Source organism: Pseudomonas bubulae (assembly GCF_037023725.1).
Taxonomy (GTDB): domain Bacteria; phylum Pseudomonadota; class Gammaproteobacteria; order Pseudomonadales; family Pseudomonadaceae; genus Aquipseudomonas; species Aquipseudomonas bubulae.
Genome location: NZ_CP146077.1, coordinates 3,097,572 through 3,114,177 on the forward strand (window position 1 = coordinate 3,097,572; position 16,606 = coordinate 3,114,177).

The 16,606-nt window shown below is 59.9% G+C and carries 14 protein-coding genes; 2 read left to right on the top strand and 12 right to left on the bottom strand.

Annotation, left to right across the window (positions count from 1 at the left end; genetic code table 11):
- Window positions 1–4 precede the first annotated feature (4 nt).
- From V6L81_RS14215 to V6L81_RS14245, 7 genes are all read right to left on the bottom strand, one after another.
- Window positions 5–1,264 (bottom strand): NupC/NupG family nucleoside CNT transporter, encoded by a 1,260-nt coding sequence (locus V6L81_RS14215; RefSeq protein WP_095023838.1) that lies wholly within the window; start codon window positions 1,262–1,264, stop codon window positions 5–7.
- A 41-nt stretch (window positions 1,265–1,305) separates the two neighbouring features.
- Window positions 1,306–1,722 carry a cytidine deaminase gene (locus V6L81_RS14220; RefSeq protein WP_338660063.1) on the bottom strand — a complete coding sequence of 139 codons (417 nt, stop codon included), beginning with the start codon at window positions 1,720–1,722 and terminating at the stop codon, window positions 1,306–1,308.
- Window positions 1,719–3,452: a bifunctional UDP-sugar hydrolase/5'-nucleotidase gene (locus tag V6L81_RS14225; RefSeq protein WP_240881187.1), complete on the bottom strand. Its 1,734-nt coding sequence runs from the start codon at window positions 3,450–3,452 to the stop codon at window positions 1,719–1,721. Before V6L81_RS14225 ends, V6L81_RS14220 begins: the two co-directional genes overlap by 4 nt.
- Before the next feature lie 19 nt (window positions 3,453–3,471).
- On the bottom strand, window positions 3,472–4,119 hold the full coding sequence (locus V6L81_RS14230) for a MotA/TolQ/ExbB proton channel family protein (protein WP_095000357.1): 648 nt from the start codon (window positions 4,117–4,119) through the stop codon (window positions 3,472–3,474).
- Window positions 4,120–4,184: 65 nt separating this feature from the next.
- A complete protein-coding gene (locus V6L81_RS14235; protein WP_248097818.1) occupies window positions 4,185–6,425 on the bottom strand; it encodes a TonB-dependent receptor in 2,241 nt (746 codons plus the stop codon).
- A gap of 44 nt (window positions 6,426–6,469) precedes the next feature.
- On the bottom strand, window positions 6,470–7,228 hold the full coding sequence (locus V6L81_RS14240) for an energy transducer TonB (RefSeq protein WP_095023841.1): 759 nt from the start codon (window positions 7,226–7,228) through the stop codon (window positions 6,470–6,472).
- A 3-nt stretch (window positions 7,229–7,231) separates the two neighbouring features.
- Complete coding sequence (locus tag V6L81_RS14245; protein WP_095000354.1) at window positions 7,232–7,639, bottom strand: biopolymer transporter ExbD; 408 nt, start codon at window positions 7,637–7,639, stop codon at window positions 7,232–7,234.
- Between the two features lie 480 nt (window positions 7,640–8,119).
- Between V6L81_RS14245 and V6L81_RS14250 the strand changes: the two genes are divergently transcribed.
- The gene (locus tag V6L81_RS14250; RefSeq protein WP_095018007.1) at window positions 8,120–9,106 is read left to right on the top strand and encodes a hypothetical protein; all 987 of its coding nucleotides are present in this window, start codon (window positions 8,120–8,122) and stop codon (window positions 9,104–9,106) included.
- Window positions 9,107–9,125: 19 nt separating this feature from the next.
- Here the strand turns inward: V6L81_RS14250 and V6L81_RS14255 are convergent, their stop codons facing one another.
- From V6L81_RS14255 to V6L81_RS14275, 5 genes are all read right to left on the bottom strand, one after another.
- Window positions 9,126–9,563 carry a YqaA family protein gene (locus V6L81_RS14255; protein ID WP_095023842.1) on the bottom strand — a complete coding sequence of 146 codons (438 nt, stop codon included), beginning with the start codon at window positions 9,561–9,563 and terminating at the stop codon, window positions 9,126–9,128.
- A gap of 147 nt (window positions 9,564–9,710) precedes the next feature.
- Complete coding sequence (locus tag V6L81_RS14260; RefSeq protein WP_095026468.1) at window positions 9,711–10,592, bottom strand: alpha/beta hydrolase; 882 nt, start codon at window positions 10,590–10,592, stop codon at window positions 9,711–9,713.
- A 19-nt stretch (window positions 10,593–10,611) separates the two neighbouring features.
- Entirely contained in the window at window positions 10,612–12,834 is a 2,223-nt protein-coding gene (locus V6L81_RS14265; protein WP_338660064.1) for a TonB-dependent siderophore receptor, read from the bottom strand.
- A gap of 187 nt (window positions 12,835–13,021) precedes the next feature.
- A complete protein-coding gene (locus V6L81_RS14270) occupies window positions 13,022–14,368 on the bottom strand; it encodes a sensor histidine kinase (RefSeq protein ID WP_338660065.1) in 1,347 nt (448 codons plus the stop codon).
- Complete coding sequence (locus tag V6L81_RS14275) at window positions 14,368–15,066, bottom strand: response regulator transcription factor (RefSeq protein ID WP_307988197.1); 699 nt, start codon at window positions 15,064–15,066, stop codon at window positions 14,368–14,370. The genes V6L81_RS14270 and V6L81_RS14275 overlap by 1 nt, the downstream gene beginning before the upstream one ends.
- Before the next feature lie 217 nt (window positions 15,067–15,283).
- Here V6L81_RS14275 and V6L81_RS14280 point away from each other — a divergent pair, with 217 nt between their 5' ends.
- Complete coding sequence (locus tag V6L81_RS14280; RefSeq protein ID WP_095026464.1) at window positions 15,284–16,495, top strand: M24 family metallopeptidase; 1,212 nt, start codon at window positions 15,284–15,286, stop codon at window positions 16,493–16,495.
- Window positions 16,496–16,606 lie beyond the last annotated feature (111 nt).

A 16,606-nucleotide genomic window follows, 5' to 3' on the forward strand; every position in this document is an offset into this window, starting at 1 on the left:
GGCTTCACAGGGAAATAAACACCCCCGCCAACGCAGCACTCATCAGATTGGACAGGGTGCCGGCAATTACTGCGCGCAGGCCCAGGCGGGCAATATCCTGACGTCGCGAGGGCGCCATGACGCCCAGGCTGCCGAGCAGGATGCCAATCGACGACAGGTTGGCAAAACCGCACAAGGCAAAGGTGACGATCACCTGGGTGGGCCCCGACAGTATCTGGATGCCTTTGGCAGCGGCTTGGACCGGGTCAAGATAGGCCGCGAAATCGACATAGGCGACGAACTCGTTGAGCACCAGTTTTTCGCCGATAAAACTGCCTGCCGTCATGGCCTCGCTCCACGGTACGCCGAGGACAAAAGCCAGTGGCGCAAACACATGGCCAAGAATCAGTTGCAGGCTCAGGTGGGCAAAACCGAACCAGTTGCCCACCCAGCCCAGGATGCCGTTGAGCATGGCTATCAGGGCAATAAAGGCCAGCAGCATCGCGCCCACATTAAGGGCCAGTTGCAGGCCGTTACTGACTCCCAGTGCGGCGGCGTCGATGACATTCGCCGGTTTATCGTCGGGGTATACCTCGATGTCACTGAAGTTGTCGCGCGGTTCAGCGGTTTGCGGCTCCATCAGCTTGGCCATCAGCAAACCGCCGGGGGCAGCCATAAAACTGGCAGCAATCAGGTATTTAAGCTCCACGCCCAGGCTGGCATAGCCGATCAGCACCGAACCTGCGACCGAAGCCATGCCGCCGACCATCACCGCGAACAGTTCAGAGCGGGTCATACCGTCCAGAAACGGGCGCACCACAATGGGCGCTTCGGACTGGCTGACAAATATATTCGCCGTGGCCGACATCGACTCGGTACGGCTGGTGCCCAGCACCCGCTGCAAGCCGCCGCCAATCACGCGGATCACCACACTCATGATGCCCAGGTAGTAAAGGATGGCGATAAAACTGCTGAAAAACACAATCAGCGGCAGCACCTTGATCGCAAAAACAAAGCCCTGGCTGCCAAACACTTCGCTCATTTTGCTACCTGCCAGAGGGCCGAAGACAAAGCTGATGCCTTCATTGCCATAGTCTTGCAGCAGGGCAACCGAATCGCTGATCGCAGCCAGCGTTGCCTGGCCCCATGGCACATAGAGGGCGAAGGCACCCAGGCCTGCCTGCAATACAAATGCCCCGACTACGGTCTGCAACTTGATTGCCCGGCGGTTGCTGGACAGCAGCACCGCCAGGAGAATCAATACCACCACTCCAACGAAACTCATTGACCAGATTCCCGTATGTCACGCATCAAGATCGCACCGGTTCAGAAACCGAAGGCACCGGGCAGCAATTGCTCGACCGTCCAGTCGCGGGCGGCCGCCGTTTCGTGGCCGACGCAATACACCACGCAGTGAGGGCTCATCAGATCGTGCATGACCTGACGGCAGGCGCCGCACGGGGAGATCAGCGCCACGTTCGGGGCATACACCAGCATCGCCTTGAAGCTGGCAGGTGCATGGCCCTGGGCAATGGCGCTGAACAGGGCGCCGCGTTCGGCACAGTTGGTCAGGCCGTATGAGGCGTTCTCGACGTTGCAGCCGCGAATGATCCGGTCATCGGCGGTGAGCAGCGCCGCACCCACCGGGAAGTTCGAGTGCGGGCACCAGGCTGCCCGGGCTGCGGCGATCGCTTCAGGTAACAGGCGCTCGTACTGCGCCTGAGCTTCGGGGCTGCGGTTCATGGGGCGTTGCTCGCGGTGACGTCAGCCAGGGTCTGGGCAACTTTTTCAATCCGTTGTTGTGGCGTGCTTGCTCCCGCTGGCTGCCCGGCGCGGTCCTGGGCTTGCAGATAATCGACCAGTGCCTGGAGATCGTTGAGGCCGGTATCCACCCGTTGACTGGCTTGGTTGAGTACGCTGAAGTTGTCACCGCCCCCGGCCATAAACGAGTTGACCGTGATCCGGTAGGTCTGCTCGGGTAGCACCGGTTTGCCATCGATTTTCAGGCTGTCGGCGATGATCCGCTGGCCCTGGGGCCTGCTGGCATCCCAGCGATAGCTGAGGGTGGCCGATGGCTGCAGGGGATAAAAACCGAAGCCGTTGTTCTGCCATTGCTGCTCCAGCAATTGCTTGAGCTGGGCACCGCTGAGGGTAAGGATGTTCAGGGTGTTGTTGAACGGTTGCACGGAGGCTACCTGGCCATAGGTCAGGTGCTGCTGGCCGGGTTCGAGCATCAGGTCGGTGCGGATGCCGCCCAGGTTGGTCAGTGCCACCTCGGCGCCCAGGGCGCGGGTGGCGTGCAGTTGCGCATCGGCAATCAGGTCGCCCATGGCCGACTCGCCGGCGTCGTTGAGGGTGCGGTTGATTTCGCGGGTGGCGATACGGGCCACGGGTTTGTTCAGGTGTTCGTTGCTGCGCGCTTCAATATCGGCCTGCAGCGCGGCAATTTCTGGCAGCGGCGTGTAGCGCGCGGGGTCGACCACGATGTTTTGTGCCTTTGCATCGAGCAGTTGGTGGTTGACCGGGTCCACGGTGAGGGTGATATGGGTCAGCAGGCGGCCGAACGAGCTGCCCTGGGTGATCAGCTTGTCGCCCAGGCGGCACAGGTAGCCCTGGTGGGTGTGAGCGGTGACCACCACTTTGATTTGCGGGTCCAGACGCCTGGCCACATCGACGATATCGCCCTTGAGCTGGCTGCAATCCTGCTGGTCGAAGCGTTCGGTGGTTTCACCGCCCTGGTGGATCACCGCGACCACGGCATCCACCCCTTGTTTGCGCAGTTCGGGCAGTTGCGCGTTGATCGCCTCGGCCTCGTCAATGGTGTACAGACCGTCCATGCTCTGCTGGCTTACATAGGCCGGGAGGTCGCGCAACACCGCGCCGACAAAGGCGATTTTGGCGCCGTTGGCCTGTTCGATACGGTAAGCAGGCAGCAGTGGTTTGCCGGTTTGCGCGTCGATCAGGTTGGCTGCCATATAGGGGAAGCGCGTGCCGCTGTAGTTGTTGTCAAACTGGCAGGCCTTGTCCGGGCGCGGCGACACGCAGCCGCCATTGATCTGGCGTTGCAACTCCAGTTTGCCCAGATCCAGTTCATGGTTGCCAACCACACTGAACTTGAGCCCCAGTTCGCCGAGGGCTTCGAGCGTCGGCTCATCGGCCCACATCGAAGACATCGGCGGGCTGCCGCCGATCATGTCGCCCGCACCAATCAACAGCAGTTGCGGGTCCTGTTTGCGCAGTTCGCCAACCACGCCGCTCAGGGCGTTGATACCCCCCGCCTTGAGCGACACTTTGCCAGCCGGTGCCGTGGCATCGGTGTAGGTGAACGGGGTGGCGGCCAGATTGCCGTGAAAATCGTTGATCGCGGCAATATTGATAGCGACCGGCTTGACCGGTTGCTGGCAGGCGGCCAGCACCAATGCTGCCGGGATGACCATACTGGCACTGCGCAGACGCGAGAGAAGATTCGACATGCAAGCTCCTTGGTGCCGGTCAGGCGGTACGTGGCTGGCCAGCAGTGGCGGCGGCAGGTGCTGACGAGGTGACGTATTGCGTGCCCAGGCCTGCGCGCAGCAAAAGCATCTTGAGGTGGTCGTTGATCAGTTCAAGGCGATCTTGCAGATGGCTATTGAAGACCATGCCCACTAGCGCGATGGAGATCCCCAGTGCGGTGGCGTACAGCGCCGTACCGATGCCACGGGACACTTCGCCCGGGTCGGAAACACCGGCCTCGGCCAGTGCCTTGAAGGTGTCGATGATGCCCATGATGGTGCCGAGCAGGCCCAGCAGCGGCGCACCGGCGACCACGGCTTCGAGGATCCACAGGCTGTGGGACAGCTTGCCGCGCATGGAGATGTAAATGGCCTGGCCGAGGTCTTCAAGCTCCTGGTGCGAATGCAGTTGGCGACGGCCGTCGTAGATCTGCGAGAGCAGTTGCAGGGGCAGGCTGTCGCGTGCGGTCAGCCCGGCAGGCAGGTCGGCGATGCTGCGGACTTTGCCATTGACCGCAGGCACCAGCTGACGCGCCTTGCGCAGCGAGTAGCTGAAGAAGATGCAGCGTTCGACGACCACAAAAGCGGCCAGGGCTGCGGCGCCGTACATGACGTAGAAGGTGATGTCGTGGAGCAGATTCATGTTCATTCGGGGTGTCCTCTAAATACGTTCATGACCCGGGCCTGTCGTGCTGGCAGGCCCGGGTGCGGGGGTCAGAAGCTGGCTTCGAAAGAGACCATGGCAGTGCGTTCTTCACCGACGTTGTAGTAAGGCGTGGCGGCGCTGACGCCGTTGACCGGTGCAGCGTTGAGCACCACGGTGCGCGCCGATGACAGGTACTCCTTGTCAAACACGTTGAGCATCGAAACGCGAATGGCCGCCGACTTGAGGATCTTCTTGTCCACCGGCAGGCGCACCCCGGCGTTGATATCGAAGGTGGTACGCCCGGAGATTTCCTGGTCGTTGGTCAGGTCGCCGTAGTAGCTGCCCACATACTTGGCGGCCACGTTGCCGTAGTAGCGCTTGTTGTCGTAACCCAGGCTGGCGTTGAGCATGTTTTTCGGCACGTTGGCCAGTTGCTTGCCGGAGGTGGGCAGTTCCTTGTTGCGTGTGGTCACGTCATCCTGCTGCTCGGCGCTGGTATAGGTGTAAGAGGTGTAGTAGTTGAAGTTGTAGGGCAGCAGGCCGCTCCACTCCAGTTCCAGACCCTTGTTGACAACGCTGCCGACGTTGAGCATTTCGTAGTCACCGTCCGCATTGGTGGTCGACAGCTGACGATCCTTGTACGAGATATGGAACAGGGTGGCGCTCAGCAGCATGTCGTCCTGGGTGAAACGCCAACCCAGTTCCTGGTTCCAGCTCAGTTCCGGGGCCAGGCTGATGGAGTCGCCGGCGTTGTAGAGCACGTAGTTGGGCGGCGTACGCATATTGCGGGTGACGTTGTAGAACGCCTGGTTCTGCTCGTTGATCTGGTAGCGCGCACTGAAGTTGGGCAAAAACTCGTGGTACCTGGCGTCACGCTTTTCGGGAGCGCTGTACAGGCTGCCGAGGTTGTTGCCGTCGCGTTCGACGTACTGGTAGGCAATGCCGCCGGTGAGGGTCAGGTCAGGGGTGACCGTCCACACGTCCTGGGCCCAGATTTTCTGTGCCGGGGTGACGGTGTACTGGTGACGGCCCTGTACCGTGGCGCCATTTTTGTCGGTGAGCTGGTTGCCACTGTTGTAGTCGCCCCAGATATCATCCGGCGTACCGTTTTCGGTGATGCTGATAAAAGGCTGGGTCTGGCGCTGGCGGGCACGTTCATACCAGTAACCGACATCGATGCTGTGGGCTTCGTTGAAGTCCCATTTCAGTTTGGTGGTCACGCCAGGGCGCCAGCTCTCGGTCCATGATGGGCGGTAGTAGGTGTCGTAGGCCAGTCCGCTGAGGTCAAAGTTGCCGGCCTTGTCGCTGGTCGAAGACAGCCCGGTCGCCGATTGGCCGCTGAAGCTGCCGCCATTGGACCAGAAGTAGTAGGGCGCGATGGTCAGCGCCAGGTCGTCACGCAACTGAAAGCGCTGGGTCAGGGTGGCTGATGCGTTTTCAAACGGGTTGCGGTTGATCTTGTAGTACTGGGTCAACTTGCCGCTGCTGTTGTAGATCGGGATTTCGGCATAGTCCAGGCCACGGCCCGACTTCTGAAACTGTGCCTTGCTCAGGGTGTTGTAGTTGTAGTTTTCCTGGGTGCTGTATTTGAAGATGGCATTGGTCGAGTTGCCGTTGCCATCTTCGAACAAGGTGTTCCACTCAACTCTGTCGGCGCGTACGGTGCCTTTGCCGCGCCACTTTTCGCCTTCTGTATGGGACGCCGAGACAAAGGTTTTAAAACCATTCAAATCGCCGGTGTTAATCCGCGCGAATGATTTGTTCAAACTGTTGGAACCGACCGACTGTTTGACAAAGACGCCGAAGTCCTTGGTCGGGCGCAGGGTCACCAGGCCAATGTTGCCGCCACTGGAGCCGATATGCGGGCCGTCGATTTCCGAAGAACCCTGGGTGACAAAGACTTCGCCGAGGTTTTCCGGGTCGCCGAGCAGGTTGGCATACACCGCATAGTCCCCGGAATCGTTGATCGGGATACCGTCCGAGGAGACGCCGACCTGGTCGGAGTTCATCCCGCGCATGGTGAAGCTGGTGCCGCTTACCCCTGATGCGTCGGTGCTGGAAACGTTGATGCCGGGGGTGTACTTGAGCTTGTCGATGGCGTTGGCAGTCGGTGCCATTTCGTCCATCGCTTCCTTGGTTACGGTCGAACGGCCTTTGGCGCTGTCTTCTTCGACCATAAGCCCATTACCCAGACTCTGTCCGGTGACATTAACCTTGCCTATATCAACGGTGTCTTCTGCGAGCGTTGATAACGTCCAGCCGCCAACCCCAACGGCCAGTAGCGTTGCGAATAAAGTATTGAGTTTCAAAACAGTTTCCCCTAAGCGTAAGTGTCAGAGCTGACGTGCTTTAGTTATGGCTCTGTGTTGTATACAAGCGTGGCGCTGAAACGGTATTTATCCTTGCCCGAGAAACTTTCCTCGGGGAAGGGCACAACTTTATCGAGGCGTTGCAAGCTGGTTTGTGCGGCGCGATTGAGCAGCATATTGGTCGCCTTCTTTTCAATGCCCGAGTCGAGCACCTTGCCGCTACGGTCAACCAGCAACCACACCACCACATTGCCTTGCGGGCGTTGCAGTGAAGCCTCGCGGCCTCGCGGGTATTGCTTGTATTTCTCCAGCTCCGCCAGCAGCCGGGCGATATAGCGGCTCTCCAGGTCTGCCGGGTTGGCGCGCGGGGCCTGGGCAATCGGTCTGGCTGGCGCTACAGGGGGGGCCGTAGCGGGTGCAGGCGTGGGCGCTTGCAGCACAGGCAGAGGCTGAGACCTGGGTGGTGTCGGTACGGCCTTGACCACCTGCGGCTTGGGCTTGGGTGGCGGCGGCCTGGGAGCTGGCGGTTTGGGTTTGGGTGGTGGGGGAGGCGCGATTTCCACGGCTTCGACCACTTCCTCCTCCGGTGGTGGCAACTCGGCGACCTGCTCGGGCTCCGGTTCAGGCTCGGGAGGGGGAGGCAGCAGTTCATCCAGATCTATCAGGGCCACTTCGACGCTGCTGTCGTCGTATTTGGGCGTGATTTTCAGGTCCGTGTCCATGCTGCTATGGACGGCCACCGCTAGCAGGCAGATAGCTGGCAAACAGGCGATGGCTTTGCGTGATTTGAAAAAAACCGACATGGCCTACAGCTTCCGCGTCGCAATGGAGACAGACGAGAAGCCGCTGCCCTTGAGCACATCCATCACGCTGACCAGACGCGCCACCTCAACACCTGCATCGCTGTTGAGGATGATCACCATTTTTTCGTCAGGGTTTTCCATGGCCTTGAGTTGAGCCACCAGATCGCTCTGGTTCAGATCCTTGCCATCCAGTTGCAGGCGCTCGTCCAGGCCCAGGGTGATGACCGCCTTGTTTTGCGGCTTGAGCTGCTGCGCATGAGCGGCACCTGGCAACTGGGTCTTGATGCCGAGTGCGGGTATCACGTTGAGACTGATCAATACAAAAAACACCAGCAGGAACATCATCACGTCGATCATCGGGATGATTTCGATATGCAGACGCTTTTTCTTGGGTTCTTCCCAGCTTCGCATTGCGTGTACTCCAATCCACAGAGGGGATCAAAAAGCTGAACATCCGTTCAGGTTTTCACTTGCGGTTTGCCAGGACGCAGAAGAAATGCCCAGAACCTGTCTCAAGTGACAGGTTGCAAAGGTAGAGGGGTGCTGTTTCATTTTGATTTCAGATTTTGTGTATTTTTTTGTTTTTTTTAATATCGAAACTAAACTGATTTTTGTGGTTAAAAGCGCCGTCTTTTCAGGATTTTGCAGGCATTTGCTTGAAATAGTATTTCGTTGCAAGGTGGCCAGGATAAATTTTTATAAACTTGACAGGCCTGTCAGCTTATAGATTTGGCATCAGGAATCATTCGCCATAACGCTGTTTTTCCACGGTTTTGGCTGTGAAGATGTCAAAGTGCTACTAATCTATTGTTGTTATGCAAAGGCATTGGCATGATGATATTAATCTGAAGTGCCGGCTGTTGAGATCAAGGGTTTAGCGGAGCGAACGCCATGCAGTTATTCAAAAAGCTGTTGAATATTTTGGGGCAGGCTGAGCGCAGCCGTGCTCACGTGGATAACCCTTTTCTGGTACCGCTTGAATTTGAAAGCCTCAAGCGTGAGCTGAATATCGTCGAGCAAGCCCGGCGCCATGGCGAGCAGGGCTATCCCCCCGTGGAAGCCACCCGGCTGACGGCCATTGAAGAACAGATCCGCACGACCCTTGAGTCAGAACGGCACAAGGTGCTGGCCTGGGCCGAGGCGCGCATCGCCCTGGTGCAAACCCGCCTGACAGCGCTGGATATTGTTGGCACGGTAAAACGTTGCGGCGAATTTGATCAGGCGTTCGAGCGAGCGGCACAGGACCTGCTGAACAATTACGCCGTACGCCTGCAACGTCTGGAATACCGCGCACGGGAGCGCGAGGCTGAATTGTGCGCCTTGCGTGCGCAAAATCACGCCGGGTATGGCAAACAGCAGAAACGTCGCAACGAAGCACTGGGTGTGTACCAGGACGAAATTGCAGATGTACGCAACGAACTGATGGCACTCAAGCATGAGTTCCTTGAACAGCTGGAGTCCGATGTGCTGGCCTGCAATGAGCAACTGGTGAGGTATCAGTCAGTTCTGGACGAAAAACGCAATCTGAAACCGCGCCTGGCCAGTGGCCTGAACAAGGCCGAAATGGTCATGGCGGGGCTTGTGCAATGCTATCGCGCCGAAAACCAGCTGCACCGTAATGGTCGGCGGGTGCCGGCTTACTTCAGTGACAGTATTGTGTTGCAGTCGCTGGCACTGCCCGACAGCAATACGGCCGAGGATGAAGTCAACCTGGCTTTGCAACAGCAGGCACTGACGCAGCTGATTGAGCAGCTTGAGCCGATTCGCGGGCGGATCCAGTCCTCGTTCTTTCAAAAGTACAATCAGCTGATGCCCCTGTCCTGGCTGCCTGAATACCCCCCGGCCATGGAAAACCGCATCGCCGCAGAGCCGGTTTGACACCCCGCTGGCTGGTTGTCTAGGACCAGCCCAGGGTTGCCGCGGTCAGTAGCAGGTACCGGGTACCTTTGGCCAGGGTGACGATCAGCACGAAACTCCACAGCGGTTCGCGCATGACCCCGGCGATCATGGTCAGCGGATCGCCGATAATCGGCATCCAACTCAGCAGCAGTGACCAGCGCCCGTAACGCAGATAGAACTGCTGGGCCCTGTCGAGCTTTTGCTCGCTGACCGGAAACCAGCGCTTGTGCCGAAAGCGTTCCACCGAGCGGCCCAACAGCCAATTCAGTACCGAGCCCAGCACATTGCCCAGGGTGGCGATAGCCAGCAGGGTCAGGGCTGCATATTTGCCTGACAGCAGCATGCCGACCAACACGGCTTCCGACTGCATGGGCAGCAGCGATGCTGCGCCAAAGGCGGCGAGGAACAGACCCAGATAGCTGGTTAATTCAAACACGTAAACTTCCAGGGTAGATGGACACCGCCGCATACCTTGTGGGAGCGAGCTTGCTCGCGATACAGGCGCTGCAGTCTGCCAGACCAACCGAGGCGCTGCCATCGCGAGCAAGCCCGCTCCCGCAAAAGTTGGCTGGGCTGGCAGCGGCTAAAAGTTTTGCAATACCCGCCGCAGCGAAGCCGGCAGGGTTTCGCCGTGGCTCATGCCGTCGAATGTCTGATAGTCAACCGCCAGTCCCGGGATATCACTCAGTTCACCCGCCAGTTGGCGGATCAGTCTGTCTGGCTCGCCGTCGCTCGGGCCGCGCGGGTTAGCGGGTTCGGCCGTGCCGCGCATCAACAGCAAATCGGCCTTGTGCCCGTTCATGCGTTGCTTGAAGTCCGCGCCGGGGTGGATGTCGGCCCACCACAGCGACGGGCTGGCCGCTGCGTAACGGGCAAATTCTCCGGGGCGGGTGAGCAGGGCGTGCAGCACCAGCAGGCCGCCATAGGAATGGCCCCATAAGATTTGCTCCTGCAGGTTGATCGGTGCCTTGGCCGCCACCGCCGGGCGCATGCGCTCGCGCAACAGGTCCAGGAAGACATCCGCACCGCCACTGGGCAACCCGCTCAGCGGGTCGGTTTGCACGGTCAGGCCAGGCCTGTTCGGGGTGTAGTCGTAAATGCGGGCAGTGCGCTCGATGCGCAGTGGTGTCTGGTAACCGATGGCGACCAGTAATGGTGCCTTGCCACGGGCAAGATCCCGCAGCAGGTCGGCATCCAGTGCGCCGATGGCGGCATTGCCGTCGAGCATCCACAGCACCGGGAAACCGTTTTTCGGCGGCGCGGCATTGGGTCGACCGATCCATAGCTGATAATGGCGCTGGCCATCGGCGGAGTCGATCAGCAAGCGGCTGAAGCGGTAGTCCATATCTGTACGCTGCAGCAGGCGGGTGTCCATCAGCTGGTCAGGCGCGGGCCGGGCCTGGGCGGCTTGCCCGGGGAGGGCCAGGGCAAGCAGCAGCGTCAATGGCAGGGTCAGGTTTCTCATCAGGCGATCTCGTTATGCTTTAAAACGACGCGGTCAGGCTGGTGTAGAGCGTACGCCCCGGCTCGTTGTAAGTCGCCGCCCCGGCCCCGGCGATATTGGTCACACCCTGGGCGTTGCCCTCACGGAACAGGCGCTTGTCGAACAGGTTATCGATACCCGTGGTCAGGCTCAGGTTGGCGGTAATGGCGTAGGTACCGCTGATGCCGGCAATGGCATAAGGCGAAAGCTGGTTGTTGGCGGTGCCGGTGACGCGGTCGCCGTGGTAGTCGAATTTTTTCGGTGTCTGTTTGCCGTACCAGGCCACGCTCGCTTGCAGCGACAGGTCATCGGTTGCCTGCCAGTCCAGCATGGAGTTAAGGGTGTAGCGCGGGGTGACGGACAGGGCGTCACCGGTCTGCTTGTTTTTCGATTGCAGCATATAGGTGAAGTTGTTGGTCCAGGTCAGTTGCGGCGCCAGGGGCAGGGTAAGGGTGCCTTCAAGGCCTTCGACCAGTGCCTTGGGTACGTTTTCCCACTGGTAGATCGCGGCATTGGCATAGGTGCCTGTTCCGCCCACGGCATTGCCGATGGGGCTCATGCCGGATTCGATCTTGTTTTTGTAATCGTTGCGAAAGTAAGTCAGGCCCGCGACGACGCCGTTTTCCTTGTACTCGATGCCCAGTTCCTTGTTGACGCTGGTTTCGGCTTTCAGGTCGGCGTTGCCTTGCAGGTAGCAACTGGTGCTCTGGCCATAGCAACCCTGGCCGCGGCTGTAGAGCAGGTAATCGGGGTTGAGCTGGTACAGGTTAGGCGCTTTATAGGCGCGGGCGATGCCGGCCTTGAGGGTGACTGTTTCGGTCAGGGCATGGGACAGGTTAAGCGACGGGCTCCAGTTGTTGCCGACCACGCTGTGGTGGTCCAGGCGCAGGCCGGGGGTGAGCATGGTGCCGGGTAGCAGCTCGATATTGTCGGCGGCAAACAACGAGAAAATCTGCGCCGAGGAGGTGGTGCTGCGATTGCTGCTGCTCAGGCCGCTGACCGAACCGCCTTCGCTGGTGGACTGGGTGTTGGCGCTGGGGTCGTCGAGCTTTTGCTGGGTCCATTCGCTGCCCAGGGTCAGGGTCTGGTCGAAACCTGCGTGCAGCGGCAGATTGACCTCGCCGTGGGCGGTCAGGTCGCGCAATACCGCAGTATAGAAATCACCACTGCTGAAAATGCCTTCGGTGCCGCCTGCCAGGCCTTCGTTGATCCGCGTATTGCGGGTTTTTTCGTATTGCAGGTAGGCCATGCTGTTACCAAAGTCCCATTCACCACGGTGGGTCAGGGCATAGGTTTCGCGGTAGGTACGGTTGGTCTCGTGGCCCAGCAGGCTTTTGACGTAGGCGTTGCTGTTGGTGTTTTGCGTATCGCCGGTATAGAGGTTGCCCTGACGGCTGTAACCAGCCTCGAAGTCGAGGGTCTGCTGCGGGGTCATGCGCCAGCTGAGCAGGCCGTTGACATCCTTGTTGCGCACGCCTTCGCGGCCAGCGGGCAGGGTGCCGGCCTGGTTGCCGGCGCGCTCTGATTCATGGCCTGAGTTGATGTCCCAGTCATCCGGGTCGGTCTTGGCGATATTGCCGTATACGCGATAGCTCAGGTTGTCGGTGAGCGGGCCGTTGAGGCCGAAACTCACGCGCTTGCTGGCGCCTTCGTCCTTGTGGGTCGGGAAGTTGGAATAGACCGTGACGTCGCCGTGGGTTTCGGCCCCGGCCTGCTTGGTGATGATATTCACCACGCCGCCAGCCGCGCCGTTGCCGTAGAGGGCGGCGGCCGGACCGCGCAGTACTTCGATGCTCTCTACCTGATCGGCAGGTACCCAGTTGGTATCGCCACGGCTGTCACGCTCGCCGCGCCAGCCGTAGCGCACCGAATTGCGGCTGTTGACCGGTTTGCCGTCGACCAGGATCAGGGTGTTTTCCGGGCCCATGCCGCGGATGTCGATCTGACGGTTGTTGCCGCGCTGGCCGCTGGTGGAGTTGCCCGTGAGATTGACCCCGGGCATGGTGCGGATGATCTGCGACAGATCGTTGGACGGTGGGCGTTTCTTGATGTCCTCTGCGGTGATCACCGAGACCCCGGGTGCCTGTTTGGTTTCTTCCAGGGCGGTGGCAACCACGTTGGTGTTTTCCAGCTCCAGCGCGGCAGCGGCATGCACGGAGCTGGCCAGCAAGCAGCAGCCGGACAGAACGAAGGGAGCGATAGGGCGCAGCGCATGTTGCAACATCGGGTGATCTCCGGGACAGCCTGATACAGGAAGATCACGAATGATAATGACTGCTAATTGAGAGTAAAGCGCATTAACTTTCTAAACACTTCACTGTGGGAGCGGGCTTGCCCGCGATGGGATCGCCGCTGTTTGTCTGTTGAACCGAGTTGGCGGCATCGCGGGCAAGCCCACAGGGTTTTCTGTTTCAGTCAGGAGGACGCGCCACCGGCAACAGCACATGCATGCACAGCCCCGGCTGGCCATTGCTGGCCCACAACCGGCCCTGTTGCAGTTCAATGGCACGTTGGGCGATGGCCAGGCCCAGGCCGAAGCCTTCGCCTAGCGAATCCTTCAGGCGCTGGTAGGGCACGAACAGGCTGGGCAGGTCCTGCGGATCGACGCCGGGGCCTTGGTCGCTCAGGCACAAGTGCCAGGCATCACCTTCACGCCAGCCGCTCAAAGTCACTTTGCCTGCAGGCGGTGAATAACGTATTGCATTGCGCAGCAGGTTTTCCAGGGCCTGGGCCAGGCTGTCGAGATGCACTTGCACGTAACAGTCTTCGCCCAGCAGACAGGGCAGTCGCTCGACCGGCCAACCGCTTTCAAAGCAGGCGTCTTCACACAGGGCTTCCCATACGGACAGTACCAGCACCGGCTCGCTTGCCAGTTGCGGGCGCTCGGTGTCCATCCAGGCGAGGTTGAGGGTGTCTTCCAGCAGGCGCTGCATATCGTCGATCTCGCGATCGAGTCGCTGGCGCATGTGCTCAGCCGGTAAATGGCTGTCGTGGGCGATGCGCAATCGTGCCAGGGGGGTACGCAGTTCATGGGACAGGGTGCGCAATAACAGGCGTTGCTGGTTGAGGCTCTGGCGCAGGCGGCTGGCCATGTGTTCGAAGGCCTGGGCCAGTTCCCCCAGTTCATCCCTGCGTTTGATCAGCGGCAGCGGTGCTTCACTGTCCAGGTCATCGGCACGCAAGGCGTCGGCGCGGTCACGCAAACGGTTGAGTGGCAGCACCAGGTGGCGGTAGATCAGCAGCCCGAGGAGCGCGGCCAGCAGCGTTGGCATCACGCCGTGACTGAGCACATGGGTCCAGGGTGTCAGGCCTCCGGGCAACAACCGCTCGGGAAGCTGGATCACCAGCTGGCCTTGTTGCGGCTGCCCGGGAAAGGGGATGCTGACATAGGGCAGCTCGTCCTGCAGACGTCGGCTCATGGGCCAGTTCAGTTGGCGCATAAAGGTCAACTGGTGATAGTTGTGGGCGGTGAGAGGGGTATTGCTCAGGCTTTGCAGGTTTGGCCCCAGTACCGTTACCCAGGTGTCCTCCCTCGCCATCAGCTCTTCGCTAAAACGTGCCAACCCGGCCGGGCCCTGGTTGTGCCAGATGCCTTCAGCCTGCTGTGCGTAGTCGGCCAGGTACTGCTGGTCGGCGGCCGAAAGAAAATAGGTGCGACGTTCGGCCGACACTCCCCAGATCCAGATGATCCAGGTCAGCAGCAGGCAGAAAGCGATTTGCAGCAGGGCCAGTTTCCATAGCAAGGGATGGCGGCGCATCAGGGGTTATCCATGCTGACCAGGATATAACCCTGGCCACGCACGGCCTGGATCTGCACATGCCGCACGCCAATGGCCGCCAGCTTGCGCCGCACATTGCACACATGCACATCCAGGCCGCGGTCCAGCCGGGTGTAGACGCGGTGAAGCACCTGCTGGTAGAGAAACGCCTTGCTCAAGGCCTCGCCATCATGTTCGTGCAGGATGCTCAGCAGGCGGAATTCGGAGTGGGTCAGGCCTGCACTCTGGCCGTTGTGCACCACGTCCAGCGCCTCTCCATCAAAGCTCAGCCGCGGGTGGTGCGGCAGCCCCGGCGGGCGCTGGAACATGGCCATGCGCCGCAGCAGGGCATCGGTGCGGGCGTCCAGCTCGGCGAGGCTGAAGGGTTTGGGCAGATAGTCGTCGGCACCTCGGGTAAACCCGGTGATTCGGTCTTGCTCGTTGCCCAAGGCCGACATCAGCATCACCGGGACGTTTTGTTGCAGGCGCAGGGCTTCCAGCAGCGCCAGACCGTCCATGCCGGGCAGCATGATATCGAGCAGCACCAGGTCGAAACACTGCGACTGCAAAGCGCTCAGGCCCTGGATGCCGTCGATGCAGGATGTCACGGCAAAGCCGCGTTGCAGCAGATGTCGCTCCAGATCGTGGCGCAGCCTGAAGTCGTCTTCTACCAGAAGTAGCCGGGGGGATGTGTGCATAGGGGTTCTAATGAGAATATTTCACATTTGCGAATATCCCATCATTGGCCATGCTGCGCAAATGCTATCAAGGATAGAGGGCAAGATTGCACAGCGGATCTGATCAACTACAGGTCGGATTCGCGCAAAAAAGCCGTGCCTGTATCTGTTCGAATGTTCCTCAACGACCCGCCTGCCGGCGGCTCCTGACGCTCGATCAATGACAGGGACATATGCCATGCAAATGCCGAAAACCATCCAGATAAAGAACGGCGAAAAGGTCACTCCGACGTTCTCGGCCCAGGAGTACGCCAACCGCCAGGGAAAACTGCGGGCCTATATGGCGCAGAACAACATCGATGCTGCTGTGTTCACCTCGTACCACAACCTCAACTACTACAGCGATTTCCTGTATTGCTCATTTGGCCGCAACTACGCGCTGGTGGTGACCCAGGACAGCGCGGTGACCATCAGCGCCAATATTGACGGCGGGCAGCCGTGGCGCCGGACCATGGGCACCGACAACATCGTGTATACCGACTGGCAGCGCGACAACTACTTTGTGGCGATCCAGCAGGCGCTGCCCAAGGCGGGGCGCATCGGTATCGAGTTCGATCACATGAACCTGCTCAATCGCGACAAGCTCGCCAGCCGCTATCCCCAGGCCGAGCTGGTGGACATCGCCGCGCCGTGCATGCGTATGCGCATGATCAAGTCGGCGGAAGAACACGCCATCATTCGCCACGGCGCACGGATTGCCGATATTGGTGGCGCGGCCATCGTCGAGGCCTTGCGCGATCAGGTGCCGGAATATGAAGTGGCGCTGCATGCCACCCAGGCGATGGTGCGTGAAATTGCCCGTACCTTTCCCGATTCGGAGTTGATGGATACCTGGACCTGGTTCCAGTCGGGGATCAACACCGACGGCGCCCATAACCCGGTCACCAGCCGCAAGGTGAACAAGGGCGATATCCTCAGCCTCAACTGCTTTCCGATGATTGCCGGTTACTACACGGCGCTGGAACGCACCCTGTTTCTGGGCCATTGCTCCGACGAGCACCTGCGCCTGTGGGAGGTCAACGTCAAGGTACACGAGGCCGGCCTGAAGCTGATCAGGCCCGGCATGAAGTGTTCGGACATTGCTCTGCAGCTCAATGAAATTTTCATGGAACACGACCTGCTGCAATACCGCACCTTCGGGTATGGTCACTCCTTTGGCACCCTCAGTCATTACTATGGCCGCGAGGCCGGGCTGGAGTTGCGTGAAGATATCGATACGGTGCTGGAGCCGGGCATGGTGGTGTCGATCGAGCCGATGATCATGATCCCTGAAGGTCGTCCGGGAGCAGGTGGGTATCGCGAGCACGATATCCTGATCGTCAACGAAAAGGGCGGCGAGAACATCACCCACTTCCCGTATGGCCCGCAGCACAACATCATCAAAAAATAGTCATTGCGCGGCATTGTGGGAGCGGGCCTGCCCGCGAAGGTATCACCGCGGCGCCTCGTCAATCCGGGGTGATACCTTCGCGAGCAGGCTCGCTCCCACTCCGAGCTCGAT